We start from the raw sequence: 26,092 nt of genomic DNA on the forward strand, positions 1-26,092 counted from the left end.
ATCAGGAAGAACTGGCCGCCTCGCTGACGGGCTTGACCACGGTCACCAACCAGTTGCGTGCCAACTCGGGCGCGATGGTCGAAATCGTCGACGTGGTGCCGCTGCTCATGCAGAACATCGACGGCGCGATGGACAAGGAAAAGGGCTTCATGCGCAACCAAGCGCTGATCGGCACCGCCCTCTCGGGCGAGATCGTCAGCGTGTTCTGTGAACGCATCCGGATGAAGTCTGATGGTTGCCGTCCCGGCAGCATGCAGGACTTCGGTCCGGACTATGGGCTCACCGCCGCACTACTGGGACTGACGAAGATCGGTTAACTCGCCGAGCTCCGGCCGACCCACGGGGTTAGCCGTTTCGAATGGGCCCGTCTGGCCGACCATTTCGTGTTCCGGCGCATCTTCTCGATCCGGTTGGTCACCTCGGCCGACTGTTCGCGCGCCACAATGGCCGCAACGGCGTTGTCGCGAAAGGAGTTACGGAGTTCGCGCTTGGACGGAAGGTACTTGCCCTTCGACGCAGCGATGTCGCGCTGCAGCATCTGGTACTGCCACGCCGTGAGGATGGAGTCCTCATCGGGCGAGAGCTCGAGCTTCTTCTGCACCTGCACCGCGTCCATGCGCGTGACACTAGCGACAAGACCCGACAGCAAATGGCGGATGGGACTGCTGCACGATCCGGTGACCGCTGGCCCGCGCCAGCGCGGCCGAAACATCGAGTAGACCGTGCAGACCGCGGTCGGGCTTTCCCAGCTGACCGAACGTGCAGGCTCACGTGGCGGGGCCGCTGAGGAGGCTACCTGCGCGGCAATCGATCGGTGCGTAGTCCGCATAATCGCAGGCAGGGAGGTCGTCGATTCGCGATCCGATGTGACTGTGGTGCAACAGATCTCCCGATGGTCCGCGACGCTCTAGAGTTGCCGCTGGGTCGGGCGGACCGACCCGAGATAGGCGGGAGAGCCGATGAGCGACCACGAAGACGACCTCAAGCACGCGCTGATCGAGGAGCAGCACAAGAACCGCGAATTGGACGTCAAGGTAGCGGGTCTCGAACGGCAAGTCGGCGAATTGCAAGTCGACCTGGAAGCGGCGACCACCCGGTACGAGGAGCTCGACGGCCTCTACAAGAAGGTTTTGACAGAAGCCGCGGACCTGATACCCGAATCCTGAGCCACGCCCGGGTGTGAGTTCGGCACCTGGGCCGATGTCGACGATGGGTATCCGTCATGCCGAGCTCGCCGCCGGTGGCCGCGAGCTCGGCACGGGCAGCGGGCACACCGTAGCCGAAGTCGGCACGTATGCTGGCTGCGCGGATCCCGTCGACAGTGGCTGCCGTATGGCGGGTGCGCGCTGGTCATCTCCCTCGGGCCAGCGCAGCCAGCAGCGACCGGAAAAACCCGTGGGATCGCCGGGCTGCGTCTTGGATCCGGTCGTCATCCGAAATGCCGCCAATTCCATGGGCCGAGCACCCGGCCAGCAACTCCGCGGTCTCGGCTGGAGGCGGACGGCAGCGAAGGCATCGACCGCGAGAACGGCTGTCGGCTCACCAACCGCGGGCAACTCGACGGATCCGGCGAGAAACGATGTCGTGCGCCCCTGTTGAACGCGCTGTAATGCTGCTTACAGGCGCCTCTGACCAATTCGAGCGACGCCGGCAGACGACACGCACATGGCGAATTGAGGATGGGCTCTGTCTGGTGCGGACGGCCGCGCGTACGGGCTCATGCCCAAACTGCTGAGCCCATCGAGCCCCCGTATTCGGGGGCAGCCCAACTCGGCTGCCCGACTATACGATTCGGTCATGATCTTCCAGACTCGAACACTGCGCATCGCTGTCGCTGCCATCGCTGTCACCACGGGCATAGTCACCGCGGCCGGCCCGGCCGCCGCGGAAGCGCCCGGTGCCGGTAGCAGTTCGGTTGGCACCGGTTCAGCCGACGGAGTGCAGAACCTCATCAAGTCGTTCGCTTGCGCCGTGGGCGCCATGTCCTGTCCCATCGTCATACCCACGTGACCGACGCCGTAGACGAGAGTGTCTGTCAGGGCTGGTGGAAAAAGCATTCAAACGGTTGCTTTTGCCGCTGATCGTGATGCCCGGCAGAGTACGTGCCCGCCGGGCACCCGCTTCACGCGTCAGGGAACGCGGTCTCGCCGCTGACGTCCTCGCTGGTGCAGGTGTGGTCTGATTCGGTACTTCCACTCGAGGGTCAAACCGCACGGGTCGAGCGTTGTCGAACCGATGTTGCCCGACTCGTCGACCGAGAATTCGACCTCGCCTGAGACCCCGAGTCCCACACAACTGCCGAACGGCTACCTCGACGTTTCTCAGATCTCGAACGGGCAGACACAATGCAGGACATAGAAAACGGTGATGACAAGGACGCGACCGCACCCTTCCCCGCCGTTCAGCACTGGACGGTGGGTTTGACGTGCGTGGCGATCGTCGCGACCGGCTACCTGATCGCCGGGCTGCTGTACGAGCGGGAGCCGGAGTTGACGACCGCACCGATCACCCCCACCACTTCGGAGCCACCGCCGGAACCTGCCGAATATTCGTATGTCACTCCGCCGGTGACATTTCCGGTGCAGATACCGGGTTGTGATGTCGTGGAGCCGCCACAGCCAGGGCAAGGGCAAGGGTTTTCGGTGGTTACCTTCGAAAGGCCTGGATACGACAACCCGTCCTATCCGTGGTTCTCCGGGCCCAAGGCCGTCGCGATGACGCAGGCGCTGCGTGCGGCGCTGCCCGCTGGTGTCGAGATCGCCTTCGAACCGGTGGATCGGTCACTGGTATTCCAGCCGATCCTCGACGACCCCAGGGAGGACAAGGGGTTCGGCGGATGGACCGACGCGCGCGCCACGCTGCTGCGCGGCGACCGATCGGGCTCGCTGTCGGTGAACGTTCACGAGACCACCATGCCGATCCCGCCGTGCGTCGCCGGCGATCTCGATGAGAGACGCCGCCTTCCCGACGGCACGATCGTCGATACCCACGACACCTGGTCCGAGACGAATGGTGTTCGCGCCCTTTCGCGCTCGGCCACCGCTTACCTGCCCGACGGATCCGTCGCCCACGCCTACGTCACCGACGACGCCGCTGACGGAAGCCGCTATACCGGAACCGTTCCCCTGACCATCGATGATCTCGTCGCGCTCGTCACCGTCCCCGGGCTCCGCGTCACCGCGCCGGTTCCGCCCGGAACGCCGAACCCACCCGAGTCCTGCAATCTCTGGGCGGAGTCCTCCCCCGCGATCGATCAGCCCCAGGCTCGTCGATGGGACGCCGTCCTAGCGCAGATTCCACTCGACGGCTTGACCCTCGACCCGCCGCTGGGGGCGCTGCTACCAGCAAGCATGGGCGGGGTGTGCCAAGTAGTTCGGGTGACCACACCTGGCCGTCAATCACGGTTGAGCGTGGCGATCAGCACTGAACAGCTGCTCCCGCAGGAGCTTTCGGCGAATCACGGCGCGACGTCACGTCGGCTGCCGGACGGAACGGTGGTCGAGACGCGCGAATCGCGAAGCACAGTGATGGAGCCGTCACCCGCCACGCAAACGACCCGCACTGTGACCGTCAGCCGCCCGTCCGGGACCCGGATCCAGGTCACCTCCGGCGATGGTCCCGCCGAGCCGTTGCCGTTCGAGCTACTCGAGGCGATCGCCTCGAATCCGGGACTGGAGGTGTCGCGATGAGAACGATTCCCGGGCTGCGCAACCTCGTGCTCGCCGCTGCGGCGGCGGTAGCCGCCACTGCCGGTGCGGTGGTGGTCCATGTACAACCCGAGGACACCACGCGCAAGATCACCGGTACCGCGGACTCCGCTCCCGGCCTCGCGTGGTCGACAAGTGCTGCCGGTTCGGACGAGCAGGCGCGGAGTTCCGCGATCCGCGGGCAGGCACCGAATTCGATACCGTCGGAATAGGATTCGTCGACGGTGGCGACACACTCGTGACGGTGCTCGGTGTGCCGGACGACGGGTACCTGCGAGATCCGGTGCTGGTCGGCATCGATGCCGGCACCGGCGCGAAGCGCTGGCAGACCCCCGCCGCGGACCTGACCGGTTGCGGGTCTACCCCTGTCGATGGCCAGGTCGTATGTTTCAGCTCCGACCGAGCACTCGTCGGCTACGACCTCACCACCGGAGATGCCACCCGCACACCGACGAAGTGGTTTTCCTTCGCCATCGCGACATTCGATGATCGCGTGTACGTCGCCGAGGGCGACGTCGAATCCGACGACGTGCGCGTCCACGCCGGCACCCTCGCCGACCCGGATGCGTACTGGTCTCGGGCATTCGACATGGGTGCGTTGTGGGAAGACCCGCTCTTCGACGCCTTGGACGTATCCCACGGCCAGGGCGTCTTCACCCTCGGCGCCGATATCGCCGGGTTCGACCTCGCCAGCGGGAAGCCGACCTGGACCACCACCCGGGACGGATGCTCCGATGCCGGCGCAACCAGCGGCGCATTGCTCGTGCGCGCCGGAACCGAATGCGACGGCCACGAAATCACCGGCAGCGACCTCCTCGACCGCACCGGCCGCACCATTGCCACCTCCAATAGCAAAGTCGCCCAAACTCTTTCGATCGACCTGCCGACCGACGACACCGTCCCCGTCCTGCTCGGCGACAGCGGCTATGACCGCCGCACCGGCAGCCTCCTCTGGACCAGCTCCGACCTCATTTCCGCACCCCAGGAAACCAACGCCACGACCGGCACCGCAGTGGCGATCTTCGGCGACGTCGCCCTCCTGCAAGACACCGACGCGCACACCACAACCGGCCTCGACCTACGCACCGGACACCGGCTATGGCGGACCGACACCACCCGTTTCGGCACGATCCTGGGCTGGGACGGCCACACCGTAGTCCTCGCCGATTACACCGGACTCTGGGCAATCGACCCCCGGACCGGCGCCGTCTCCTGGGACATTCCATTCCTCGCAGTGAACACCGACACCGAGGCCCTCACCGGACACAGCCAACTCGCCGCACACGGTAAGGGCCACTACACCTACGCCAGCGCCCAAACAATAATCGGACTCCGGCCCCTCGGACACTGACACCGAATCGCCAACTCCTCGCGGCCAGAGCCGATTCATACGTTCCGGCGTGGGCCCGAGTCCGAGCGCCAACAAGAGCACGGTGGTGACCGGCTTCTATCGCACCTGCATATGCACCCGCACATGCTGCGCCACACCTTCGTCACAACCCTGCTCGACGCTGGTGTTTGCGACCATGGGCGCGTGGGTAGTCGACTATGTCGAGGCGGCGCACCTGATCCGCGGTCAATGATGTTGCGCCGATGAACGAAAGATTGTTGTTGAATTTGGCGCTACGCAAGTCTATGACGAGCGGCCGGGAGTCCCAGGAATTCCGAGATGGCGAGCCCGGGGAGGTGCAGGAGTTCGCTGCGGCCGAGCGCAGAACTGTTGCAGTGCAACAGAAATTAACTCAGGACCGTTGTCCATCTGCAACACCTTCGGTGGACCGCCAGCCGCGTCGAAGACCTTGCTCAACGGGGTGAACCTGTCGGCGGTGATGGACCGCTCGACCAGGTGCAGCAGCGACCCAGTTTCCCTGCGTTTGTGATGTCGTTGCCCTTTCCCAGTTGACCAGACGTATTGTTAGCGTTCCGACAAAGTACGGCGTCTCTGCCGCTAACCCGATGTGGATCCTTCGTTCCGAGTACGTTCGGCAACCAGGTCGGTCTGCTCCTGATGGACGCGAAGAGCCGTACCGAGAAAGTCGAGAATGAGCCGCAGCTGGTCGCTGTCGTAGCGCCCGAGCGCGGCCGCGCCAGCCAGGCCCACGGGTTCGAAGATGAGTTCCGCCATGCGCCGCGCATCCGTGGTCGGCTCGATGAGCACTCGTCGCCGATTGCCAGGATCCTGTGCGCGCGAGACATATCCGGCCCGTTCGAGCCGGTCGATGACCGTCGTGGTGGCAGCGGGACTGAGCCGCAGCGCAGAACTCAGCTCACCCGCCGAGAGAGGCCCGCGCCCCAACGCGATGTCGAGACACCGCATATCGGTGCGATTGAGTCGCAGCCGAGCGGCTACAGCCTCGTCGAAGCTGTCGAAGCTGCGCTGCAACAGCCGCAACTGCTGCCCGATCTCGCCGATGATTCCATCATCTTTCGACATTCGAAACTTCCTGTTATCGTTTATTTCGATACTCGAAACGATAACACCGAGAGGCTCGATCCATGAACCAGACCCAGCACACCACCGACGACATCGCCATCGACGAGGTATTCCAGCAGCTCCAGCGGACCTGGACCGCGAATGACGCACAAGCCTTCGGCGCGCTCTTCGCCGAAGACTCCGACTACGTCTCCTACGATGGCACCCGTGCCGTCGGCCGCGAACAGCATCAGCACAACCACGACCAACTGTTCCGTGGCGTCCTGGCCGGATCGGCCCTGACCGGCGAACTCGAGTCCATCCGCTACATCACCCCGGATGTAGCGATCCTGTTCGGCACCGCTTCGGTACTCATGCCGTGGCGCTCGCGCCTGCCGAAGCGGCGGCTCTCCCGGCAAACCGTCGTGCTGCTGCGCACCGAAAACGGCTGGAAAATCACAGCAATTCACAACGCGCGGGTCCGCCCTGTCACCGTGCCGAAACCGAATTCGTTCCCGTCCAAGATGTCTCAGCTCATGGCGCGGATCGCCCGCACGCTCGGACTGGGCCGTCGAGCCGCTTAAAAGGGCGACCACCTGCCCGACCCGAGCATAACCTTCGCGTCAGCCACTCGACGCAGCCTACGAGATCGAGACTGCAGACGGACCCGACGGCGAAGCTCTGGCAAAACAGCAAGCCACTGCCCTACACGCTGTCCTGCGTTGGCGACGCTGGCAGCACTCGACCGCGACCACAGCGAGAGCAACGGGCCCGACACAGCGCCGATCACGTTCTTTACGAGATCCATACGGTCTGGCTCAGCCGTTATCCAGCCCAATGAACCTAGGCTGGCTCATCGTGCATTCTCGATCTGACTCAGAACCCGCGTCGAGCCGACGCGACGGCTGGGTCAGCTTCACCAAAGGCCTGGCCACCCGACTGCTGCCCAACCCCCGCCACCCCGCGCGGTTGGTCGTTCTCGGTTTCGGCGCCGCGACCCTGGTCGGGACATTGCTGCTGATGCTGCCAATGGCCACCGAGTCGCGGACAGTGAGTGGGCCCATGACGGCCCTGTTCACCGCGGTCTCGGCGGTGTGCGTGACCGGGCTCGTCGTGGTGGACACTGAAAGTCACTGGTCGATGTTCGGCGAACTTGTCATCCTCGGATTGATCCAGATCGGCGGGCTCGGGATCATGACGCTCGCCTCGCTACTCGGCCTACTGGTAGCCCGGCGGATGGGACTGCGGATGCAGCTGATCGCCCAGTCGGAGACGAAAACCCTGCGGCTGGGTGAAAGCCGCCGCGTTGTCATCGGCGTCATCCGGATGAGTCTGCTCATCGAGGCGATAGTCGCCGTCGTGCTGACGGCCCGGTTCGTCTTCGGCTACGGCGAAACCGGGTGGCGCGGGCTCTATCTGGGCGTGTTCCACTCGATCTCGGCGTATAACAACGCTGGATTCGCGCTGTATGCCGACAACCTCGTCGGGTTGGCGAGCGACCCGCTGATCATGGTCCCCATCGCGTGCGCGTTCATCATCGGCGGACTCGGATTTCCGGTCGTCTTCGAGGTGCAGCGGTCGCTGCGCAGGCAGGGATACGGGCGCCGATGGTCACTGCACACCCGGCTCACCGTGCTCACCTACTTCGCACTGGCTCTGCTCGGCATCGTGTTCGTCGTCGCACTCGAGTGGTCCAATCCCGGCACCCTCGGACCGCTGAGCGCACCGCAGAAACTGCTCGTCGGCGGGTTCAGTGGGCTCACACCGCGTACCGCAGGGTTCAACAATGTCGACGTCGGGGCAATGAACTCCTCGACGCTGCTGGTCACCGATGTGCTCATGTTCATCGGCGGCGGCAGCGCGGGCACCGCGGGCGGTATCAAGGTGACCACCTTCGCCCTGCTCGCGTTCGTCATCATCGCCGAGGTGCGTGGCGAACCGACCGTGCATGTGCTCGGCCGCAAACTCGCCGCTCCCGTCCAACGCCAAGCGGTGACGGTAGCGCTCCTCGGTGTGGGCGCGGTCGTGGTCGGCACCATCACCCTGTTGACGATCACCGGGATGGACCTCGACGACGTGCTGTTCGAAGTGGTTTCCGCGTTCGGCACGGTCGGACTGTCCACCGGAATCACCGCCGCCATCCCCGATCCCGGACTGATCGTGCTCATCGCGTTGATGTTCATCGGCCGTTTGGGCCCCATCACCTTGGCCACCGCGCTCGCCTTGCGCAGCCGGGGCCGCCGCTACGAACTCCCGGAGGAGCGCCCCATTGTTGGGTAAGACACCGCTGTTGGGTAAGGCACCACGCAAACACGGCACCCGCGTCGTGGTGATCGGTCTCGGCCGGTTCGGCGGGGCCTTGGCCCGCGAACTGGTCACCCACGGTTCCGAGGTACTGGCCATCGACTCGAATCCTGCCCTGGTGCAAGAGTATTCCGACGACCTCACCCACGTCGCCTGCGCGGACACCACGAACATGGAGGCACTCCAGCAGCTGGGTGTGCCCTCCTTCCCACACGCGGTGGTCAGCATCGGCTCCAACATGGAAGCCAGCATCCTCACCACCTCGCTACTCGCCGACTGCAACATCCCGAAGATCTGGGCCAAAGCCACCAGCCGCCAACACGGCCAGATCCTCGAACGAGTCGGCGCCCACCACGTCGTGCTCCCCGAACACGACATGGGCGAACGCGTCGCGCACCTGGTCACCGGCCGCATGATCGACTACATCGAATTCGACGCCGACTACGCGATGGCCAAAACCACCGCACCACGTAACGCCATCGGAAAGTCCCTGACCTCCAGCGGACTACGCCAACATTTCGACATCACCGTGGTCGCGATCAAACACCCCGGCACCGAATTCACCTACGCCACCGCCGACACCGTCGTCGGCGAGGGCGATCAGCTGATCGTGTCCGGCCGCATCGAGGAAGTCGAACGCTTCGCCGAACTGACGTGATGCCTTTCTGACGCCCCCGGTTCCGAGGGGATCCGGCAGCGGCCATCGTGCGGGTGACGGCTCCCTTTTCCTTCACATCCGTCACCGAGTTCGATCCAGATCGGCAGGAGCACACTGACAATGGGAACCGATAAGGCGTTCGCCCGTGTTCGCAGCGTGGTCTTCGCCAGGCATTCGAACCCTTGGAGCGCATGGTCGCGCTGGGCGACGGCACCTTTGGTTCTGGTTCCGGTGTGGACGCGAAGCTGGTCGCACGCGGCACTGGTCGGCGTGTGGTTCGCGGTGAATCCGGTGATCTTCCCCGAACCTGATGACGAACGGGCCTGGGCGACGAAAGCCGTACTCGGGGAAGAACTGTGGATTGTCGATCGCCCCAAAGATGCAGCATTGGTCGTGAACACCGCGGCCACCGGTGCGGGGATAATCGCGCTGCGCGGGGCGTGGCGTCGCCGTCCGGTACTCGCGGCTGTCGCGACCGGCGCGTCGATGCTGCTGTTGCTCGGGTATTGGGAGCTCATGGCCCGCTACTACGAAACGCATCGCGACACCGAGACAACCTGATGACGTGCGCAACCGACGAGTCATTGCCCGAGTAGCCCAGTACGCATGGGTGCTGCCTTTCAGAGGACTACGGCAGCCGGTGATATCCGCTCGATGCATAGCGCTCGTACCTGGGTCGAGTCCCGTCACGAAGACGCCGTCCAGGAAGGTCGTGGCGAGCCATGGCGAGCGCGGTCCGTGATCGGGCGCGCGTTTCAGTTTGCGGCATGAACTTCGATCACATAGCAACGGTTTACCCTTGATGCTCATGACCGGTGCAGAGCTGACCGACCTGCGCAACCGCGCCGACGCAGGCGACACCGATGCCGTTTCTCAGCTCATCGAGCTGGCCACCGAAAACGGCGACATAGCCGAACTGCGAAGACTCGACGCAGGCAACAGTGACACCGCCGACGAACTCGTTCAACTCGCCTCTGAACGCAACGACGTCGACACACTGCGTCAGCTCGCCGACACTGGTAACCGTGACGCCGCCGACTTGCTCGATGAACTGAACGAGGAATAGTCAGCCGGTAACCGCAACGAAGCAACGCTGACACCCCCGCATCTCAGCCGCAGGCGCTCACGCCAGAACGAGTCGACGAGTGGTTGCTTCGATCGATCGAGCGTGAGCAACCGTCCTCGATCAGGAGACCTTGCGGCGATAAGTGGCCGTGGCGACGAGGTACGCGACGACGAGAATGCCGACACACCAACCCAGGGCAATCCAGATGCCGGTGCCGACCGGCTGCTGCGTGAACAGGTCCCGGATCGCGTTGACAATGGAGGTCGCCGGCTGATGTTCGGCGAAGGCGCGCACCGGACCGGGCATGCTGTCGGTGGGCACGAACGCCGAGCTGATGAACGGAAGGAAGACCAGCGGGTAGGAGAACGCGCTCGCACCATCCACGGACTTCGCGGTGAGACCAGGAATGACAGCCAGCCACGTCAACGCCAACGTCACCAGACCCAGGATGGCGGCGACCGCGAGCCACGCCAGCACACTCGCCCCCGACCGGAAACCCATCAGCAGGGCGACCACCACAACGACCACCACTGAGATGAGATTGGCGACCATCGAGGTCAGGACGTGCGCCCACAGGATGGACGACCGTGCGATCGGCATCGACTGGAATCGTTCCACGATACCGTTCTTCATATCCAGGAAGAGCCGAAAAGCCGTGTAGGAGATACCCGATGCGATCGTGATCAGCAGGATGCCGGGCAGCAGGTAGTTCACATACGACTCCGACCCCGAGTTGATCGCACCACCGAACACGTAGACGAACAGCAGCATCATGGCGATCGGCGTGATCGCGGTAGTGATGATGGTGTCCGGGCTGCGCGCGATATGGCGCAGAGATCGTCCCAGCAGGTAGCCGGTGTCGCCGAAGAATCGGGTGTTCATCGCTGTTCCTTACTTGTCGGTGCCGACGCCGCGACCTCGTCGAGGTCGGCGGTGCTGTCGTCCCCGACGATGGCGAAGAAGACATCCTCGAGCGTCGGCTGCTTCTCGACGTATTCGACTTTCGCGGGTGGGAGCAGCCCCTTGAGCTCGGCGAGGGTGCCGTTGACGATGATGCGACCCTTGTGCAGGATCGCGATCCGGTCGGCGAGCTGTTCTGCCTCGTCCAGATACTGCGTGGTGAGCAGCACGGTTGTGCCGTTGTCGGCGAGGCCCTTGACGGTCTTCCACACCTCGATCCGTGACTGCGGATCGAGGCCGGTTGTCGGCTCGTCGAGGAAGATGACGGGCGGATTCCCGATGAGGCTCATGGCGATATCGAGGCGACGGCGCATGCCGCCCGAATAGGTCGACACCTTCCGTACCCCGGCCTCGGTCAGCGAGAACCGCTCGAGCAGCTCATCGGCGATCGCACCCGGATTGTCCAGGCGGCGCAGATGCGCGATCAGCACGAGATTCTCACGCCCGCTGAGGATTTCGTCGACGGCGGCGAACTGGCCGGTGAGGCTGATGGACTCGCGCACATTTTCCGGCTGGGTGGCCAGGTCGAAGCCGCAGACCGCGGCCGCTCCCGCATCGGCTTTGAGCAGCGTGGACAGAATCCTGACGACCGTGGTCTTGCCTGCCCCGTTCGAGCCGAGCAACGCGAAGATACTGCCCCGCGCCACGTCGAAGTCCACGCCACGCAGCACCGACACGTCCTTGAAGGACTTCTCCAGACCCTGCACGCGAATCGCGGGTTGTTGTGTCGACATCAGCGCGACCCCTCTCCTTCTTCCTGCTCGACGCGCTCGATGGCGGCGGTCAGCCGTCGCCGCTCGGCGTCGATCCACTGCCCGTCGGAGTAGTTCGCCAGGAACGTCTCCGCGAATTCCACCGGGTCTTCCCCGACGATCGCCCGGACCGAAACGCCGGCCGCGGCATTCTGTTCGAACAGATCGGCGAGGTCCTCCGCCATTTCCATCAGGACGTCACCGTTGGTGATCGCCCCGCGGTACATCAAGTACCGGTCCAGTGCCTCGACCGTCGTGCGATAACTCGGCGGGAGCTGCTTCACCCGTTCCTTGTACTGCCGATAGCGCCGCTTGTCCTCGAACGGTCCGGTGACCTTCTCGATCCAACGTTTGACCATGTCTACTTCCCTCCTTCGCGGAGCTGCTCCAGACGTCCTGCGAGGAAGCTCCACGTCCCCCAGAACTCGTCGAGGTATTCCCGACCCGCGGCGTTGAGGGTGTACACCTTGCGCGGCGGCCCCTTCTCCGACGGAACCTTCTCCACGTCGACCAGATCTCTCTTCTCGATCCTGACGAGCAGGGCATAGATCGTGCCCTCGGCGATGTCGGAGAAGCCCTGATCACGCAGCCACGCAGTGATTTCGTAGCCATACGCGGACCGCACGGACAAGATCGCGAGGACCATGCCCTCGAGCGTGCCCTTGAGCATTTCCGTCATCTGCTTGCCCACGACGCACCTCCTCTACTCAGCGACACTTACTACCAGTAGATAGTATCGCTGACTACCAGTACTTAGCAACACTGAATAGATCGCGATCTTTACGACAATCCACTATTCTCTGAATACAGATTTCGATGTACTGTTTGGTCATGGGAACCGCCTTGCACACCGACGCGCTTGCCCGTTTCGGGCATGCTCTGTCCGATACCACTCGCACCAAGGTCCTGCTCGAACTACGCGACGGGCCGGCCTATCCGGCGAAGCTGGCCGACAAGCTCGGCGTCTCTCGCCAGATTCTGTCCAATCACCTGGCCTGCCTGCGTGGCTGCGGACTGGTGGTCGCTGTTCCGGAGGGGCGGCGCTCACGCTACGAACTGGCCGATGCCCGCATCGGCGCCGCACTGGGCGACCTGCTCGGACTGGTGCTCGCGGTCGACCCAGCGTGTTGCCCCGTCTCCGATGCCGAGGGGTGCTGCTGATGACCTCGCTCGGCATGCCCTCGACGAACTCGACCAGAGTGGACGTGGCTCGTAAGACGCTGCTGGCCAAGCGGATCCGCTGGTTCGTCGCGGCGACCATCACCTACAACGTGATCGAGGCGATCATCGCGCTGTCCGAGGGTGCGCGGGTGTCCTCGACCGCGCTGATCGGTTTCGGCCTGGATTCGGTGATCGAGGTGTCCTCGGCCGCGGCGGTGGCCTGGCAGTTCGCCGGGCGCGACCCGGAGAAACGGGAGAAGGTGGCGCTGCGGATCATCGCGTTCTCCTTCTTCGCCCTCGCGGCCTATGTCACCGCCGACTCGATCCGTGCACTGTTCGGCATCAGCGAAGCCCGGCACTCGACAGTCGGGATCGCGCTCGCCGCAGCGAGCCTGGTGATCATGCCGGTACTCTCGGCTGCCCAGCGCCGCGCCGGGCGTGAGCTCGGATCCGCGTCGGCGGTGGCCGATTCCAAGCAGACGCTGCTGTGCACGTACCTCTCGGCCGTGCTGCTGGTCGGACTACTGCTCAACAGCCTGTTCGGCTGGTCATGGGCCGACCCGATCGCCGCGTTGGTGATCGCGGCGATCGCGGCCAAGGAAGGACTCAACGCCTGGAAGGGCGACGCCTGCTGCCCCGCACCGCAGAAGACGCCAGGGCAATGAGCCCCGAAAGACGCGGCATTCGCGCTCATCTTCGACCGATGACGGCGGACCCATCGACCTCCAGCGGCGGCTGCCGGCGCACCCGAGAAGGCCCGAAGGTGTGCTACACCGCGTTCTCGGCAGGCCGCGGGGTGTAAAACGTGGAGTTTCTGTGGGATTCGGCCGAAAAACGTCAAATCTCCGAAAATGCGAAACCTCCTCCGACCCAGGTCAGAGTGGGTTTTCACTGGCGGGCTGACAGGATTTGAACCTGCGACCACCTGGCGCGGGTTCCAGTTTCCCGGACCCTACCCATCAGTGCCCAATAGTGCTCAGCACCAAGCTTTTTCGCGAAGCGACTGCACTCAACGATTCGCATCAATTCGCATTGATTCTGGTTAAAAGTGTGGAGTTTCTGTGGGGCGCTTCCGGGCCCCGTTACCTTGTTCGTGGGCCTGAGACCAGGCCCACGGTCGGTCGCCGGACCCGGTATGACTACTTTCGTGGCTACCTCGACCTCACCGGCTGCATGGCTCTCGGCGCCCGGCGCCGGCTGGACCTACGGCCTGCCCCCAGTCGAACGCATGATCCGGGGGTGGGTGTCGCCGGGCACCGGCGGCGTCGACGGTGGTACCCACCGGCGAGACCGCGGTGTTCACGTCGATGCCCGTGACGCGGCGGTCGTGCGCACCCCATGGCCTCCAAAGTCCGCAGTTCGTCCGCAACAGCTCACGCTTTCGCATCGAGGGCGGCGGCAATTTGGGGCGAGATCTTCGGGAGTCCGCGGCGCTGCCGCGGATGACACCGGCATCTCACTGGGCTGGTCGCGGCGCGGATGAATTGTTGCCAATAGTTTTGGCATAATTTCAGACAATATGGTTGTCACGCCTATCGCCAGGACGGTTGCAGTGTCGGAGAACAACGAGCTCGAACGCGGAACGCAGGGCAAAGCCACGGCGGTGGAACAACTGCGCCGTGTCATCCGGCGGGGGGATGTCGCGCCCGGTCAGCGGCTGGTCGAGGCGGAACTCGTCGAGCAGTTCGGGGTCACGCGAGGGAGTGTGCGGGCGGCGATCGATGAGTTGGTCGCCGAGGGACTGATCGAGCGGATCCACAACCGGGGGGCTCGGGTGCGCACGGTTTCGCGGCAGCAGGCCATCGAGATCCTGGAATGCCGCAAGGTACTGGAGGGTCTCATCGCAGCCAAGGCCGCCGAACGGGTGCAGCCCGCCGATATCGAACGGTTGCGCGGCTACGCCGACCAGTTGGAGGCGGCCGTGCGGGACAGCGAGCCATTGAAGTATTCGAGCCTCAACCACGAGCTGCACACCGCGATCGCCGATATCGCCGGGCAGCTGACCGCGGCGGATCTGATCGACAAGCTCAACGCGCAGATCGTGAAGCACCAGTTCCAGCTGTCGCTGCGCCCGGGGCGGCCGCAGGTTTCGCTGAGCGAGCACCTCGCGGTGGCGGAGGCGGTGATCGCGGGAGATCCGGTCGCCGCCGAACAGGCCATGCGCGCGCACCTCGACAGCGTGATCACCGCGTTGAGCGAATCGGACTGAGTTGCCGCACCGCCACGGTTTGTCGACAGAATTGTTGACAATTGTGTGGACACCCGCTTACCGTCGATACCGGACGTGTCGTACGCGTCCTCGAACCGCGAAGTCGTGGTCGATCGTGAGCATGTGAGGTGAGGCAATGCCCGAGTACACGTCCGAATCGCTGGTGGTGGTCAGCGCCCATGCGGGTGATTTCGTCTGGCGGGCGGGTGGCGCCATCGCGCTGGCCGCATCCAGGGGCGAGCGGGCCACCGTAGTGTGCCTGAGTTTCGGTGAACGCGGTGAGTCGGCGAAGGCATGGCGCGAGGGCAAAAAGCTCGACGAGATCAAGGCGATGCGCCGCGACGAGGCCGAGCAGGCCGCAACGGTGCTCGGCGCGGAGATCCGTTTTCTGGACGCGGGCGACTATCCGCTGCTCGAGTCACAGGAGCTGATCGACCAGTTGGTGCACGTCTACCGCGAGACCGCGCCGACGGTCGTGCTCACCCATACCTTGGTCGACCCGTACAACGGCGACCACCCGGCCGCCGCCCGGATGGCTGTTCAGGCGCGCATCCTCGCCCAGGCGGTCGGCTACGACGCGCCGGGTGACCCGCTGGGGGCACCGCCGGTCTTCAGTTTCGAACCGCATCAGTCCGAGATGTCGGAATTCCGTCCTGATGTGCTGCTGGACATCACCGATGTGTACGAAGCCAAGCAAAAAGCCATGCGATGCCTCGGTGCGCAGCCGCATATGTGGGCCTACTACGAAGACCTCGCCGCTCGTCGTGGCGTGCAGTTGAAGCGCAATGCCGGGCCCAACCTCGGGCTCCAGCACGACACCAAGGCCGAGGCGTTCGTGCGTCACTACCCGCACGTCACTGACCGGTTGTCGTGACCACGGCGGCGCGCACCGTGCCGTTGCGGGTGGCGGTGCTCGGATTCGGCGAAGCCGGGAGCGAGTTCGCCCGTGATCTCGTCGCGGCGGGTGCGGATGTGCGCGGCTTCGACCCGATCGTCACTGCCCCGCACGGTGTTCAGCAGCGTGACGGAGACGCCGACGCGGTCCGCGACGCCGAGCTTGTATTCAGTCTCACCACCGCGACCGAGGCGGAACGGGCGCTGCGTGTGAGCCTGCCCGCGCTCTCGCCGGGAACGTTGTGGGCGGAGGCCAATACTGCCGCGCCCACGCTGAAGGTGCGACTTGCCGAGCTGGTGAAGGACGCGGGCGCCGATCTGGTCGACGTCGCGATCATGGCACCGGTGCCCGGTCGCGGGTTGCGCACGCCGATGTTCGTATCAGGTTCGGCCGCATCGCAATTCGTGGAGCTGCTGGCCGAATTCGGCGTTGCGGTCGACCAGGTGCCAGGCCCGGTCGGGGCCGCGAGTTCGCGCAAGCTGCTGCGCAGTGTGGTGTACAAAGGCCTCGCCGCCGCCGTGGTCGAGGCGCTGGCCGGCGCCGCGGCCGCGGGTTGCGCGGACTGGCTTCACGAGCACTTGATCCAGGAATTCCAGAATTTCGACGCGCAGACCGTGCAGCGTCTGATCACCGGCACGTTCGAGCACGCGGTCCGGCGCACCGAGGAGATGGAGGCCGCCGCAGGGCAACTGGCCGATCTCGGTGTCACCCCGCGCATCGCGGCCGCCACCCGAGACGCGTTGCGCGTCATCGCCGAGTCAGGAGAACCCCGATGAAATCTGTTGTTGTCACCGATCCACCGCGCGCCTCGATCGAGGATGCCGCGCGGCTGGGCGAATACGGTGTTGCCACGGTGCACGAAGCGGCAGGCCGGGTCGGGTATCTAGGCCCCCGCCTTCGCCCGGCATTGGCGGGTGCGCGGATCGGCGGTACGGCGGTCACTGTGTTGTGCTGGCCCGGCGACAACCTGATGATCCATGTCGCGGTCGAACAGTGCCGCGAGGGCGATGTATTGGTGGTAGCGACGAATTCGCCGTCCACCGACGGCCTGTTCGGCGAACTGTTCGCCACCGCACTGCAGCGGCGCGGCGTGCGCGGGGTCATCTTGGCCTGCGGTGTCCGCGATGTCGCCGAACTTCAGGAGATGAGTTTCCCCGCATGGTCGGCGGCCGTCAGCGCACAGGGTTCGGTCAAAGCCACGGCCGGTGCGGTGAATGTTCCAGTGGTGATCGAAGGTCAGTTGATCCGGCCCGGCGATGTCATCGTCGCCGACGATGACGGCGTTGCCTACGTGCCACGCGCGGAAGTACCTGCGGTGCTGGAGCTTTCGGCGGCACGCGCCGCCAAGGAGGAAGCGAGTCGGCAGGCGTTCCGCAATGGCGAGCTGGGCCTGGACCGCTACGGATTGCGCGAACGGCTCGACGAGTTCGGCATCACCTATGTCTCCTACGAGGACTACCGCGGTGAGGAGGAGTCGTCGTGAGTGCGGACGGTCCCGAGTCCGCGAACTCGGCGGATTCGCGGGGTGTTCCATGCATATGGATGCGCGGCGGAACCTCCAAGGGGGCCTTCTTTCTCGCAGCCGATCTGCCGACCGACGTCGCGGCCCGCGATGACCTGCTGCTGCGGATTATGGGCACACCGGATCCGAGCCAGATCGATGGTCTTGGCGGCGCCACCTCGCTGACCAGCAAGGTGGCGGTGGTGTCGCCCTCGTCTCGGCCCCAGATCGATGTCGACTATCTGTTCCTGCAGTTGGGTGTCGCCGATCCGACCGTGTCGGACAAGCAGAACTGCGGCAATATCCTTGCCGCAGTGGGACAGTTCGCGGTCGAGACCGGACTGGTGATCGCCGAGAGCGACCGCTGCCGGGTGCGCATCCACCTTGCCAATTCCGGCAGTATCGCCACCGCGACCTTCCCAGTCCGCGACGGCCGACCGGTCTATGACGGCGAGGTCCGGATCGACGGTGTGCCGGGCACCGCCGCGGCGGTGCTGTTGTCGTTCGAGGACACCGCGGGCTCGGCCACTGCCGGGCTGTTTCCGACCGGTCGGGTTCGCGACAGCATCGACGGCGTGGATGTCACCTGTGTCGACAACGGTATGCCGGTCCTCGTCGTGGACGCACGCGCCTTCGGACTCACCGGCTACGAACCGCACGGCGACCTGGCAGCCGACTCCGCGCTGCTGAAGCGCATCGACGACCTGCGTCGCAAGGGCGCGCAGTCGATGGGTCTCGGCGACGTGTCGGGATCGTCGGTGCCCAAGACCGTGCTGGTCGCGCCGGCCCGCGATGGCGGTCACGTATGCACGCGCGCGTTCATTCCGGTCCACCCGCACACCTCGGTAGGGGTGTTCGCCGCGATCAGTACGGCGACAGCCGTGATGACCCCCGGCGCGGTCGGACACGATCTCACCGCGGACTGGCCGGATGGCCTGTCTCGGGTGGATGTCGAGCACCCGTCGGGGCATCTGCTGGTCGACATCGACCTGGATGCCGCGGTCACCCCACCCCGCGTGCGTACCGCCGGTGTCGTGCGGACCGCTCGAAAATTGTTTGCCGGCAGGGCGTTTCCCCGCAACTGAGCGGTTCGTCGAGGAGGACTTGACCTGTGCCGCGCCCGCGAACGGCGGCCGCGGCCTTTGCTGTACGCGCGGTTCTGCATGATGAGCGGCTTCATCCGCCGGACTGATTGTTAACAATATTGCAGGAACTATTGTGTGCGATATCTCGGACAATGTAGCCTCATATTCACTGTGACGTACACCTCCAACGAAAGGGGACAAAGTTGTCCGCCCTTCACGTGTGCGGCGGCGTGACTGCCGCCGCCGCACGACCGTCGCCCGAGGCGGCCGGCCTGTCGCCCGAGACCCCGCGTCCCTCGCCCGAGACCCCCTACTTCTCGCCCAAGACCACGGGCTGGCTGGACTGGTATCAGAATCCGTCCGAGCCGACCTTCGAGTTGCCGCCGGGAACTGTCGATACCCATTGCCACGTATTCGGTCCACAAGCCGAGTTCCCCTTCGCCGCGCAGCGGAAGTACACCCCTTGCGACGCGAGTAAGGATCAACTGTTCGCGCTACGCGACCAGCTGGGCGTCAGCCGCAATGTCATCGTCCAGGCCACCTGTCACGGCGCTGACAACAGCGCCATGGTCGACGCCGTCGCGGCGTCCGGCGGTAGGGCACGCGGTATCGCCACGGTCCGTCCGGGCATCACCGACCTCGAATTGCGCAGGCTCGACGCTGCGGGCGTGCGCGGTGTGCGGTTCAACTTCGTGAAGCGCCTGGTCGACACCCCGCCCGAAGACGAGCTGACCGCCATCGCGCAGCGCATCGCGCCACTGGGCTGGCATATCGTCCTCTACTTCGACAGTGCCGACCTGCCGGAGTTGGCCGAATTCTTCGGCTCCCTGCCCGCCCCGCTGGTAGTGGACCACATGGGGCGGCCCGATGTCACCGAGCCGGTGCACGGCCCGCAGTTCACCCGATTCCTGCGATTCGTCGAACACAACGATGTGTGGGTGAAGGTGACCTGCCCCGAACGCTTGAGCGTCACCGGACCGGCGGCCCTCGACGGCCAGCGCAACGCCTATGCCGATGTGGTGCCCTACGCTCGCCGGGTCGTCGAAGAGTTCCCCGACCTGGTGCTCTGGGGTACCGACTGGCCCCATCCCAACCTCACCGACCATATGCCCGACGACGGGCTACTGGTCGACTACGTGCCGCGCGTTGCGGTCACCGCCGAACAGCAGCACAAACTGCTCGTCGCCAACCCGATGCGGCTCTACTGGCCCGGCGAAACTTACTGACCCCCATCCGATCTTCGACAAGGGCCATCCCCATGCAGCACTCCAATGCGATGAACCGGCTGGACCGACTGCCGGTCTCGCGGTTCCACAAGGTCACCTTGCTGGCCGTCGCCTTCGCCTACTTCTTCGAGTTCGCGGACATCAACAGCTTCGCGACCACCGCACCCAAGCTCATCAAACTGTGGGGGGTCACGGTCAACCAGGTCGCCTACGTGACCTCGCTGTCTTTTGTCGGCATGTTCTTCGGCTCCGTGATCGCCAGCGCCATCGCCGACCGATGGGGCCGCAAGAAGGCACTGTCGGTGACCACATTGTGGTTCGGGATCTTCTCCTTCGCCGGGGCTTTCTCGTGGGATATCGTCTCGCTCGGCGTCTTCCGGGTCCTCACCTCGGCGGGGCTGTCCGCGATGACCGTTGTGGCCGTCATCTACATCAACGAAATGTATCCCTCCGCTGTCCGCGGCAAGTTCCAGGCCTACGCCATCGTCATCGGGATCTGCGGCACCCCGGCCACCAATCTCATCGCGGCCTTCGTCGTGCCACTGGCGGACTGGACGTGGCGGCTGGTCTTCGTCTGGGGCTCGCTCGGCATCATCTTCATGTTCTTCGCGCGGCATCTCAAAGAGTCACCGCGCTGGCATGAAAGCAAGGGCGACTATCTCGCGGCGGAGCGGGTTCTCAACGAGATCGAATCCCAGATCATCGCCGAGAAGGGGCCGCTTCCCGAACCCGCACCGCCGATCGAAGAGGCTAAGGTCGCCAAGGTCGCACTGCGTGTGTTGCTCGAGAAGAAATACCTGCTGCCGACAATCCTGCTGACGGTGCTGTGGGTGACGCAGACGATCGGCTTCTTCGGCTACTCGAGCTGGGCCCCCACCCTGCTGGCAAAAGAAGGCTTCAGCGTCGAGAAGTCGGTCTTCTACGTAGCCCTCACAACGATCGGCGCACCGCTCGGCTCCTTCCTCGCTTCCCTGGTCACCGATCGGTTCGAGCGCAAATGGTGCCTAGTCGTCTTCGGCACGGTCATCGCGCTGTGCGGGCTCTTTTACGGACTCACCTTCAATCCGCTCTGGATCGTCGTCTTCGGCTTCCTGGTGAATCTGTTCGAGCGCGGCTATACGGCTTTGGCTTACGCCTACTCCCCGGAGTTGTTCGACACCCGCGGCCGATCACTTGGCACCGGCATGTCCTATGGTTTGGGCCGATTGTCGAATGCCGCGGGCCCGCTGATCATCGCGGCCTTGTACAACAACACCGGCTATCAGAGCGTCTTCTTCTTCATCGCAGGCACCTGGCTGGTCGGCGCGATAGTCCTGGCGATCTTCGGCCCACTGACCCGTCGAGCACGGCTCGCCGCCACTCCTGACAGCGGAGTCCGGGAGCCGGTGCTACCAGAACCGGCCGCCCCGCCGGAACCGATTGTCCACCCAGCCAAATAGATCAGCGCACAACAGATCCACAGCACCCTCGCCGCAGAACGGAGATCGCTGCGGCGAGGGCACTTGCGGACCGGCGACGATCAACTCAACTGAGCCATCACCCGATCCCACACCTCGGAGACCAGTTTTGCGATTGCCTGCGCAACGGGCGCTGGACGGAACCGGCTCCCCGCCCGCCGCTCCGTGGGCAGCACGCTGAGGATCAGCTCGAGGCTCGCGGGGGGTGAGCAACGCCGCGCCGACCGCCTGGGCGATCCGACAGGCCATGATGAACACGTCCAGCATCTTCATGAACGCGGCCACCCACAACAACGCTGTCGTGACATCCCCACTGCGCAAGCTCGTTGATCACGGCGTGATCGTCCGCGAGCAGTACCGCCAGCGACCGGTGCGCTATCAGTACCGGCTCACCGACGCCGGACGAGCACTCGCACCGGTGCCCCACCGCACAGAACCTCACCGACTGATTCAGAATGCCGACAAGGGCATCCAAGGCGCTTCGAATTGCCCTCAGCGACAATAGCTCTTATAGACGGTAGCTGACAGGTCCACTGGCTACGTGCCCACCTGGTTACGCCGATATCGAGGAGAGCGGGCCGCCCTCGTGCCGGGCTGCGGAGCGTGTACCCGGTGCCAGATGTCGGCTGCCGCGGTCTGCACCGCCAGCCTCAGCTGCTTGTCGACGCCGACCTTGGCAACCGAAAACCGAGATCGCGGCAACGCCCTCGTAGTCTATCTGCCCGATCGGGGCGGCGGCGCAACCCTTGCGCACGTTCCCTTTCCATTCAGTGGGAGGTAATCGGAAGCCGAGGGCAGCCTCAGCGATACTTCGGACTCACATGCGCCGGACACCGGCGTCGGCACGACAGATCAAAGGTGATCCCATGGAGTTGAAAACGAAGTACACATTGTACCGATTCTCGGTCTGGTGCGGGATTTTCGTCGCGATCGGTGCGGCAGTCGCATTCTATGGCCTGGGCAAAGTCAGTCCGCCCTCCCCGACCGCGAGCGCGGAAGTGATCCAACAGCATCTGGTCGACAACCGAACGGGAATCCTCTGGTGCGTCGTCGTCATGGGCCTGGTCGCACCGTTCTTCTACTTCTTCGCGGTGGTCACCAGCCTCGCCATGCGCCGCATCGAGGGTGGCTGGGGACTGCTGACGATGGTCCAACTGACCACCGCGGTCGTTGCACCGACCGGCTGGATCTACCCACTGGCGGTCTTGGCGACAGCCGCGTACCGACCGGAGCGCTCCGCCGAGCAGATGCTGCAGCTGAGTGACCAGTACTGGCTCACTTATGTCGGCGTCGCCTTCATCTTCAGCATCAATATCGCAGTTATCGGTGTGGCGACCTTGCTCGACCGGAATCCGCTGCCGACCTTCCCGCGCTGGTCAGGGTACGCGAACTTGGTCTTCGCCGTGGCGTTCGCGCCCGGCGTGTTCGTCTACGCCTTCCAGGACGGCCCACTGGCGTGGAACGGATTCTTCGCCATGGTCCTGCCATCCATTGCGTTCATCCTGTGGAAGATCATGATGACCTACACCCTGCTGCGTGCGGTGAATATCGAGGAGCGCGAAGCGCTGGCAGGCGCGGCCGTGCCCACGCTGGCGTGACCCCCCGATCGTGTGCACCACATGCCGGAACTCTGACATGTGGTGCACACGTTCGTCATTCGTCGTCCAACGCAGGGTTCTGAATCGGCCCCTGTGCCGGGTGGAATCCGGCACGTGGACCCGTCCCACTGACTGGAAAGCCGCGGATCTTCGATTGATTGACCGGACAGTATCGCGCGGTGTCGGGAGTTTCGCAGTCGGTGGCGGGTAGTGCCGCGCATGCAGCCGCTCCGCCACCAGCTCTCCAATGCTGTCACTGCCACCGACAGCGATGCCACTTTCATCGACGGATCTCTCGAAACTGCCGGCTTCTCGACCGGCACGACACCATCTATCGACCACACCCGACCTATTTGTGATTACAGCCGGGGCCTCGGGCAGGCGTATTGTCGAATTCCGCCACATTGATCGACTATTCCCAACAAAGGGGTTCGAAAATGCGAGCGACACTTGGTGCTGGAATCAGCATGCTGATGGCAATTGCGCTCGTCGGAACCGCGTGCGGCTCCGACGACACCGATTCACCCGGGTCCGCCGCGGATCCAACGTCGTCGACGGTGCAGCCGTCGAGCGGCGGGTCCGGCCAAGGTGGTGGTATGCAGCCGATCACCGAGGTCGACTTGAATACCGGCGGCAGCAGCGCAGGGGCAGCGAACACAGCGGAGGTCGTCGCGGCGGCAGAGGCGTTCCTGGCCACGCTCGACGACAGCCTGCGTGATGCGGTCGAGTACGAATTCTCCGACAATTTGGCGCGCCAAACGTGGTCGAACTTTCCGTCGAGCGTGGTGCAACGCCCGGGCCCTGCCCTGTCGGACCTCACCGCGCCGCAGCAGCAGGCCGCCGCTGCGATGATGGCTGCGGCACTCAGCGCCGACGGCACCACCCAGGACGACAACATCCGCAAGTCCGACGACTATCTCAACAGCCTGGGTGGTCAAGGTGCCGACGACTTCGGTGCCTTGAAGGACTACCACGTCGCGGTGTTCGGTCAGCCGTCGACGACCGCACCGTTCATGATCCAGTTCGGCGGGCACCACCTGGCCCGCAACCTCACCTACGACGGTGACAAGGTGAGCCAGACCCCGCAGTTCGTCGGAACGGAACCGATTTCCTTCACCTCCGACGGGGTCACCGTGGAACCGGTGAAGGCGGAGTCGACCGCGCTGTTCGCCGTGCTGGCCGGGCTCACCGACGAGCAGCGGGCGTCGGCCGAAATCACCTCCGGCACGTTCGACGATCTGCTCATCGGGCCCGGCAAGGACACCGGGAACTTCCCCACCCAGGAAGGGCTCGTGGTCGCCGACCTCGACGCCACCCAGCGCCAGGCTGTCCTCGCCGCGATCGCCGCCTATACCGGCGACTTGAACACCGCCGCCGCCACCGCGCTGCTGGCGAAGTACGAATCAGAACTCGACCAGACCCGAATCGGCTGGTCGAACAACACCGGGCCGACCGATGAGAACAGCTACATCCGCATCGACGGACCGAGCGTGTGGATCGAGTTCATCAACACACGCAGCCAGAGCACACCCGACATCCACTACCACTCCGTGTACCGGGATAAGACCAACGATTACGGCAGCAGCACACCGAGCTGACCCGTGCGAAGGCACTCACCCCGCAGCCACCGGCCTGGTCTGACCCTGGGCCAGCTCGCACTGTGTTTGGTCGCGATGGCCGCGGTCCTGGTATCGGCACCCGGCACAGCCGTGGCCCACCCCCTGAGTACCACCGCGATCCTGCTCGACCTGGGCACCGACCGAGTCACCGGGCAGGTGCAGCTACCCATCGACCGACTGGCCATCGCCCGCGACGAACCCTTGACCCCGGCCACCGTCACCGCACCCGAGGCGCTCGAGCAGCTGCGTCGGTATGTGGACGACCACCTCACGGTCACCGATCCCGGCCGACCCGTCCAGGGCCGGTGGGAGCAATCGGTCACCGGTGGCCGGGTCGAGTCCATCGACGACGTCGATCATCTCGTCTACGACCTCACGCTCAGTCCTCCCGACGGCGTCGTACGCGACTTCGAACTGCACTACAGCGCCATCGTGGAACGGCTCGTCTCGCACCGGATCTTCGTCGCGTCCCGGCAGATGGGCGCCGAAACCTACACCGCGGTGGGGATCATCGACTGGGAGTCGACGACCTTGCCCGTTCCCGCTTCGGGCACGGGAGCCTCGCACGGGTTCATCCCCGCAGTGCACCTGGGCTTGGTCCATATCGCCGAAGGTGCCGACCATCTCCTGTTTCTCGTCATGCTGCTGCTGGCGGCGCCGCTGGTCGCGCGGCAAGGTCGATGGGTCCGCGCCGAGAGCCTGCCCCGCCAGTGCGTGCGGGTCGTGCACGTGATCACCGCGTTCGCCGTCGGGCATTCGATCACCCTCGCGCTGGCCGCGCTGGGCTATATCAGCATCTCCACCCGGCTCGTGGAAAGCGCCATCGCGCTGTCGATCCTCGTCTCGGCGATCCACGCCGTCAAACCGCTCGTCCCTGGTGGCGAGGTGTGGATCGCCGCCGTTTTCGGCCTCGTGCACGGACTGGCCTTCGCCGCGCTCCTCGACCAGCTCGAACTCGGGCGCGGATCACTGTTCACCGAGCTGCTCGGCTTCAACCTCGGCATCGAACTGGCGCAGTTGCTCGTTGTCGCCCTGATCATGCCGTCGCTGCTGCTACTCAGCCGGACCCCGCTCTACCCCGCCCTGAGAACGGCGCTGGCCTGTTTCGGCCTCGTCCTCGCCTGCGGTTGGCTGGCCGAGCGCACGAGTATGGTCACCGCCAACCCCTTGGAGGGCCTCTCCACAACGCTGGTGGCGCATCCGTTCGCCATCGCCGCCATCGCCGCCGCCGTCGCCGGTGTCGCCGTGCTCGCGTGGGCGGTGCCCGGCCTCCGCGATCCGCGCCGACTGTCCGATCACGCCGGTCGGTCATAGCGTTCGACAGCACCCTCCCGCTGATCACGACCACCGCGGCCAGCGGCGAGAACAAGATCACCAGCGGGATGAGCGTCTACCCCGTGGGCAACGGCGCGCCGATGCACTCGCACAACTGGCACGAGCACGTGACTGTTCCCGACGGCGAGGCCGAGCAGAACGATTCG

At 64.8% G+C, this 26,092-nt stretch carries 29 protein-coding genes and 1 pseudogene; 24 read left to right on the top strand and 6 right to left on the bottom strand.

Annotation, left to right across the window (positions count from 1 at the left end; translation table 11 throughout):
• Positions 1-317: pseudogene (locus IBJ82_RS33275) on the top strand (mammalian cell entry protein); the annotation flags it as partial.
• On the opposite strand, the gene IBJ82_RS33280 reads toward IBJ82_RS33275, so the two are convergent.
• Entirely contained in the window at positions 314-616 is a 303-nt protein-coding gene (locus IBJ82_RS33280; RefSeq protein ID WP_194829959.1) for a hypothetical protein, read from the bottom strand. The pseudogene IBJ82_RS33275 and the gene IBJ82_RS33280 sit on opposite strands and share 4 nt — an antisense overlap.
• Positions 617-959: 343 nt before the next feature.
• Between IBJ82_RS33280 and IBJ82_RS33285 the strand changes: the two genes are divergently transcribed.
• From IBJ82_RS33285 to IBJ82_RS33300, 5 genes are all read left to right on the top strand, one after another.
• Positions 960-1,166 (top strand): hypothetical protein, encoded by a 207-nt coding sequence (locus IBJ82_RS33285; protein WP_194829960.1) that lies wholly within the window; start codon positions 960-962, stop codon positions 1,164-1,166.
• Between the two features lie 631 nt (positions 1,167-1,797).
• On the top strand, positions 1,798-2,010 hold the full coding sequence (locus IBJ82_RS33290; RefSeq protein ID WP_194829961.1) for a hypothetical protein: 213 nt from the start codon (positions 1,798-1,800) through the stop codon (positions 2,008-2,010).
• 335 nt (positions 2,011-2,345) lie between these two features.
• Positions 2,346-3,689 carry a hypothetical protein gene (locus IBJ82_RS33295; protein WP_194829962.1) on the top strand — a complete coding sequence of 448 codons (1,344 nt, stop codon included), beginning with the start codon at positions 2,346-2,348 and terminating at the stop codon, positions 3,687-3,689.
• Positions 3,686-3,919, top strand: coding sequence for a hypothetical protein (locus tag IBJ82_RS34990; RefSeq protein ID WP_228538050.1), 234 nt, complete (start codon positions 3,686-3,688; stop codon positions 3,917-3,919). Before IBJ82_RS33295 ends, IBJ82_RS34990 begins: the two co-directional genes overlap by 4 nt.
• A gap of 32 nt (positions 3,920-3,951) precedes the next feature.
• The gene (locus IBJ82_RS33300; RefSeq protein ID WP_370585591.1) at positions 3,952-5,058 is read left to right on the top strand and encodes a PQQ-binding-like beta-propeller repeat protein; all 1,107 of its coding nucleotides are present in this window, start codon (positions 3,952-3,954) and stop codon (positions 5,056-5,058) included.
• A gap of 597 nt (positions 5,059-5,655) precedes the next feature.
• On the opposite strand, the gene IBJ82_RS33305 is transcribed toward IBJ82_RS33300, so the two are convergent.
• Positions 5,656-6,141, bottom strand: a complete 486-nt coding sequence (locus IBJ82_RS33305; protein WP_194829963.1) for a MarR family winged helix-turn-helix transcriptional regulator — start codon at positions 6,139-6,141, stop codon at positions 5,656-5,658.
• Between the two features lie 62 nt (positions 6,142-6,203).
• Here IBJ82_RS33305 and IBJ82_RS33310 point away from each other — a divergent pair, with 62 nt between their 5' ends.
• The 5 genes from IBJ82_RS33310 (at position 6,204) to IBJ82_RS33330 (ending at position 10,148) form a co-directional block, all read left to right on the top strand.
• Entirely contained in the window at positions 6,204-6,704 is a 501-nt protein-coding gene (locus IBJ82_RS33310) for an SgcJ/EcaC family oxidoreductase (RefSeq protein WP_194829964.1), read from the top strand.
• Positions 6,705-7,089: 385 nt separating this feature from the next.
• Positions 7,090-8,400 (top strand): TrkH family potassium uptake protein, encoded by a 1,311-nt coding sequence (locus IBJ82_RS33315; protein ID WP_370585602.1) that lies wholly within the window; start codon positions 7,090-7,092, stop codon positions 8,398-8,400.
• Complete coding sequence (locus IBJ82_RS33320; RefSeq protein WP_228538051.1) at positions 8,393-9,082, top strand: TrkA family potassium uptake protein; 690 nt, start codon at positions 8,393-8,395, stop codon at positions 9,080-9,082. Before IBJ82_RS33315 ends, IBJ82_RS33320 begins: the two co-directional genes overlap by 8 nt.
• 120 nt (positions 9,083-9,202) lie before the next feature.
• Positions 9,203-9,643, top strand: a complete 441-nt coding sequence (locus IBJ82_RS33325; protein WP_194829966.1) for a DUF6653 family protein — start codon at positions 9,203-9,205, stop codon at positions 9,641-9,643.
• Between the two features lie 247 nt (positions 9,644-9,890).
• Positions 9,891-10,148, top strand: coding sequence for a hypothetical protein (locus IBJ82_RS33330; RefSeq protein WP_194829967.1), 258 nt, complete (start codon positions 9,891-9,893; stop codon positions 10,146-10,148).
• 120 nt (positions 10,149-10,268) lie between these two features.
• On the opposite strand, the gene IBJ82_RS33335 is transcribed toward IBJ82_RS33330, so the two are convergent.
• From IBJ82_RS33335 to IBJ82_RS33350, 4 genes are read right to left on the bottom strand one after another with little or no spacing between them, the layout of a single operon-like run.
• The gene (locus IBJ82_RS33335) at positions 10,269-11,030 is read right to left on the bottom strand and encodes an ABC transporter permease (RefSeq protein ID WP_194829968.1); all 762 of its coding nucleotides are present in this window, start codon (positions 11,028-11,030) and stop codon (positions 10,269-10,271) included.
• Positions 11,027-11,842 carry an ABC transporter ATP-binding protein gene (locus IBJ82_RS33340; RefSeq protein WP_194829969.1) on the bottom strand — a complete coding sequence of 272 codons (816 nt, stop codon included), beginning with the start codon at positions 11,840-11,842 and terminating at the stop codon, positions 11,027-11,029. The genes IBJ82_RS33335 and IBJ82_RS33340 overlap by 4 nt, the downstream gene beginning before the upstream one ends.
• Positions 11,842-12,219 carry a DUF1048 domain-containing protein gene (locus tag IBJ82_RS33345; RefSeq protein ID WP_194829970.1) on the bottom strand — a complete coding sequence of 126 codons (378 nt, stop codon included), beginning with the start codon at positions 12,217-12,219 and terminating at the stop codon, positions 11,842-11,844. Before IBJ82_RS33345 ends, IBJ82_RS33340 begins: the two co-directional genes overlap by 1 nt.
• 2 nt (positions 12,220-12,221) lie before the next feature.
• Entirely contained in the window at positions 12,222-12,551 is a 330-nt protein-coding gene (locus IBJ82_RS33350) for a PadR family transcriptional regulator (protein ID WP_370585592.1), read from the bottom strand.
• 140 nt (positions 12,552-12,691) lie between these two features.
• Here IBJ82_RS33350 and IBJ82_RS33355 point away from each other — a divergent pair, with 140 nt between their 5' ends.
• The 13 genes from IBJ82_RS33355 to IBJ82_RS35545 all read left to right on the top strand — a co-directional run bounded on the left by IBJ82_RS33355 (position 12,692) and on the right by IBJ82_RS35545 (position 25,925).
• On the top strand, positions 12,692-13,021 hold the full coding sequence (locus IBJ82_RS33355; protein WP_194829971.1) for a helix-turn-helix transcriptional regulator: 330 nt from the start codon (positions 12,692-12,694) through the stop codon (positions 13,019-13,021).
• A complete protein-coding gene (locus IBJ82_RS33360; RefSeq protein ID WP_370585603.1) occupies positions 13,018-13,686 on the top strand; it encodes a cation transporter in 669 nt (222 codons plus the stop codon). The genes IBJ82_RS33355 and IBJ82_RS33360 overlap by 4 nt, the downstream gene beginning before the upstream one ends.
• Before the next feature lie 887 nt (positions 13,687-14,573).
• Positions 14,574-15,230, top strand: a complete 657-nt coding sequence (locus IBJ82_RS33365; RefSeq protein ID WP_370585593.1) for a GntR family transcriptional regulator — start codon at positions 14,574-14,576, stop codon at positions 15,228-15,230.
• Between the two features lie 136 nt (positions 15,231-15,366).
• Positions 15,367-16,104, top strand: a complete 738-nt coding sequence (locus IBJ82_RS33370; protein ID WP_194829973.1) for a PIG-L deacetylase family protein — start codon at positions 15,367-15,369, stop codon at positions 16,102-16,104.
• A complete protein-coding gene (locus IBJ82_RS33375) occupies positions 16,101-16,901 on the top strand; it encodes a DUF1932 domain-containing protein (protein ID WP_370585595.1) in 801 nt (266 codons plus the stop codon). Before IBJ82_RS33370 ends, IBJ82_RS33375 begins: the two co-directional genes overlap by 4 nt.
• Positions 16,898-17,608 carry a 4-carboxy-4-hydroxy-2-oxoadipate aldolase/oxaloacetate decarboxylase gene (locus IBJ82_RS33380; RefSeq protein WP_194829974.1) on the top strand — a complete coding sequence of 237 codons (711 nt, stop codon included), beginning with the start codon at positions 16,898-16,900 and terminating at the stop codon, positions 17,606-17,608. Before IBJ82_RS33375 ends, IBJ82_RS33380 begins: the two co-directional genes overlap by 4 nt.
• Positions 17,605-18,711 (top strand): 4-oxalomesaconate tautomerase, encoded by a 1,107-nt coding sequence (locus tag IBJ82_RS33385; protein WP_370585596.1) that lies wholly within the window; start codon positions 17,605-17,607, stop codon positions 18,709-18,711. Before IBJ82_RS33380 ends, IBJ82_RS33385 begins: the two co-directional genes overlap by 4 nt.
• 203 nt (positions 18,712-18,914) lie before the next feature.
• Positions 18,915-19,937, top strand: a complete 1,023-nt coding sequence (locus IBJ82_RS33390) for an amidohydrolase family protein (protein ID WP_228538053.1) — start codon at positions 18,915-18,917, stop codon at positions 19,935-19,937.
• 32 nt (positions 19,938-19,969) lie between these two features.
• Positions 19,970-21,376, top strand: a complete 1,407-nt coding sequence (locus IBJ82_RS33395) for an MFS transporter (RefSeq protein ID WP_194829976.1) — start codon at positions 19,970-19,972, stop codon at positions 21,374-21,376.
• Positions 21,377-21,599: 223 nt separating this feature from the next.
• A complete protein-coding gene (locus tag IBJ82_RS33400) occupies positions 21,600-21,899 on the top strand; it encodes a winged helix-turn-helix transcriptional regulator (RefSeq protein ID WP_370585597.1) in 300 nt (99 codons plus the stop codon).
• 361 nt (positions 21,900-22,260) lie between these two features.
• The gene (locus IBJ82_RS33405; protein WP_194829977.1) at positions 22,261-22,992 is read left to right on the top strand and encodes a hypothetical protein; all 732 of its coding nucleotides are present in this window, start codon (positions 22,261-22,263) and stop codon (positions 22,990-22,992) included.
• Positions 22,993-23,588: 596 nt separating this feature from the next.
• Positions 23,589-24,590 carry a DUF3500 domain-containing protein gene (locus IBJ82_RS33410; RefSeq protein ID WP_194829978.1) on the top strand — a complete coding sequence of 334 codons (1,002 nt, stop codon included), beginning with the start codon at positions 23,589-23,591 and terminating at the stop codon, positions 24,588-24,590.
• Positions 24,591-24,593: 3 nt separating this feature from the next.
• The gene (locus IBJ82_RS35545) at positions 24,594-25,925 is read left to right on the top strand and encodes a HupE/UreJ family protein (protein WP_370585598.1); all 1,332 of its coding nucleotides are present in this window, start codon (positions 24,594-24,596) and stop codon (positions 25,923-25,925) included.
• Positions 25,926-26,092 lie beyond the last annotated feature (167 nt).

Source organism: Nocardia sp. XZ_19_231 (assembly GCF_015355705.1).
Lineage (GTDB): Bacteria > Actinomycetota > Actinomycetes > Mycobacteriales > Mycobacteriaceae > Nocardia > Nocardia salmonicida.

What these genes read in the sequence shown, in the direction of transcription:
- IBJ82_RS33280 (WP_194829959.1), bottom strand. Translation starts at nt 616, where the DNA reads ATGGACGCGGTGCAGGTGCAGAAGAAGCTCGAGCTCTCGCCCGATGAG.
- IBJ82_RS33285 (WP_194829960.1), top strand. Translation starts at nt 960, where the DNA reads ATGAGCGACCACGAAGACGACCTCAAGCACGCGCTGATCGAGGAGCAG.
- IBJ82_RS33290 (WP_194829961.1), top strand. Translation starts at nt 1,798, where the DNA reads ATGATCTTCCAGACTCGAACACTGCGCATCGCTGTCGCTGCCATCGCT.
- IBJ82_RS33295 (WP_194829962.1), top strand. Translation starts at nt 2,346, where the DNA reads ATGCAGGACATAGAAAACGGTGATGACAAGGACGCGACCGCACCCTTC.
- IBJ82_RS34990 (WP_228538050.1), top strand. Translation starts at nt 3,686, where the DNA reads ATGAGAACGATTCCCGGGCTGCGCAACCTCGTGCTCGCCGCTGCGGCG.
- IBJ82_RS33305 (WP_194829963.1), bottom strand. Translation starts at nt 6,141, where the DNA reads ATGTCGAAAGATGATGGAATCATCGGCGAGATCGGGCAGCAGTTGCGG.
- IBJ82_RS33310 (WP_194829964.1), top strand. Translation starts at nt 6,204, where the DNA reads ATGAACCAGACCCAGCACACCACCGACGACATCGCCATCGACGAGGTA.
- IBJ82_RS33325 (WP_194829966.1), top strand. Translation starts at nt 9,203, where the DNA reads ATGGGAACCGATAAGGCGTTCGCCCGTGTTCGCAGCGTGGTCTTCGCC.
- IBJ82_RS33330 (WP_194829967.1), top strand. Translation starts at nt 9,891, where the DNA reads ATGACCGGTGCAGAGCTGACCGACCTGCGCAACCGCGCCGACGCAGGC.
- IBJ82_RS33335 (WP_194829968.1), bottom strand. Translation starts at nt 11,030, where the DNA reads ATGAACACCCGATTCTTCGGCGACACCGGCTACCTGCTGGGACGATCT.
- IBJ82_RS33340 (WP_194829969.1), bottom strand. Translation starts at nt 11,842, where the DNA reads ATGTCGACACAACAACCCGCGATTCGCGTGCAGGGTCTGGAGAAGTCC.
- IBJ82_RS33345 (WP_194829970.1), bottom strand. Translation starts at nt 12,219, where the DNA reads ATGGTCAAACGTTGGATCGAGAAGGTCACCGGACCGTTCGAGGACAAG.
- IBJ82_RS33355 (WP_194829971.1), top strand. Translation starts at nt 12,692, where the DNA reads ATGGGAACCGCCTTGCACACCGACGCGCTTGCCCGTTTCGGGCATGCT.
- IBJ82_RS33370 (WP_194829973.1), top strand. Translation starts at nt 15,367, where the DNA reads ATGCCCGAGTACACGTCCGAATCGCTGGTGGTGGTCAGCGCCCATGCG.
- IBJ82_RS33380 (WP_194829974.1), top strand. Translation starts at nt 16,898, where the DNA reads ATGAAATCTGTTGTTGTCACCGATCCACCGCGCGCCTCGATCGAGGAT.
- IBJ82_RS33395 (WP_194829976.1), top strand. Translation starts at nt 19,970, where the DNA reads ATGCAGCACTCCAATGCGATGAACCGGCTGGACCGACTGCCGGTCTCG.
- IBJ82_RS33405 (WP_194829977.1), top strand. Translation starts at nt 22,261, where the DNA reads ATGGAGTTGAAAACGAAGTACACATTGTACCGATTCTCGGTCTGGTGC.
- IBJ82_RS33410 (WP_194829978.1), top strand. Translation starts at nt 23,589, where the DNA reads ATGCAGCCGATCACCGAGGTCGACTTGAATACCGGCGGCAGCAGCGCA.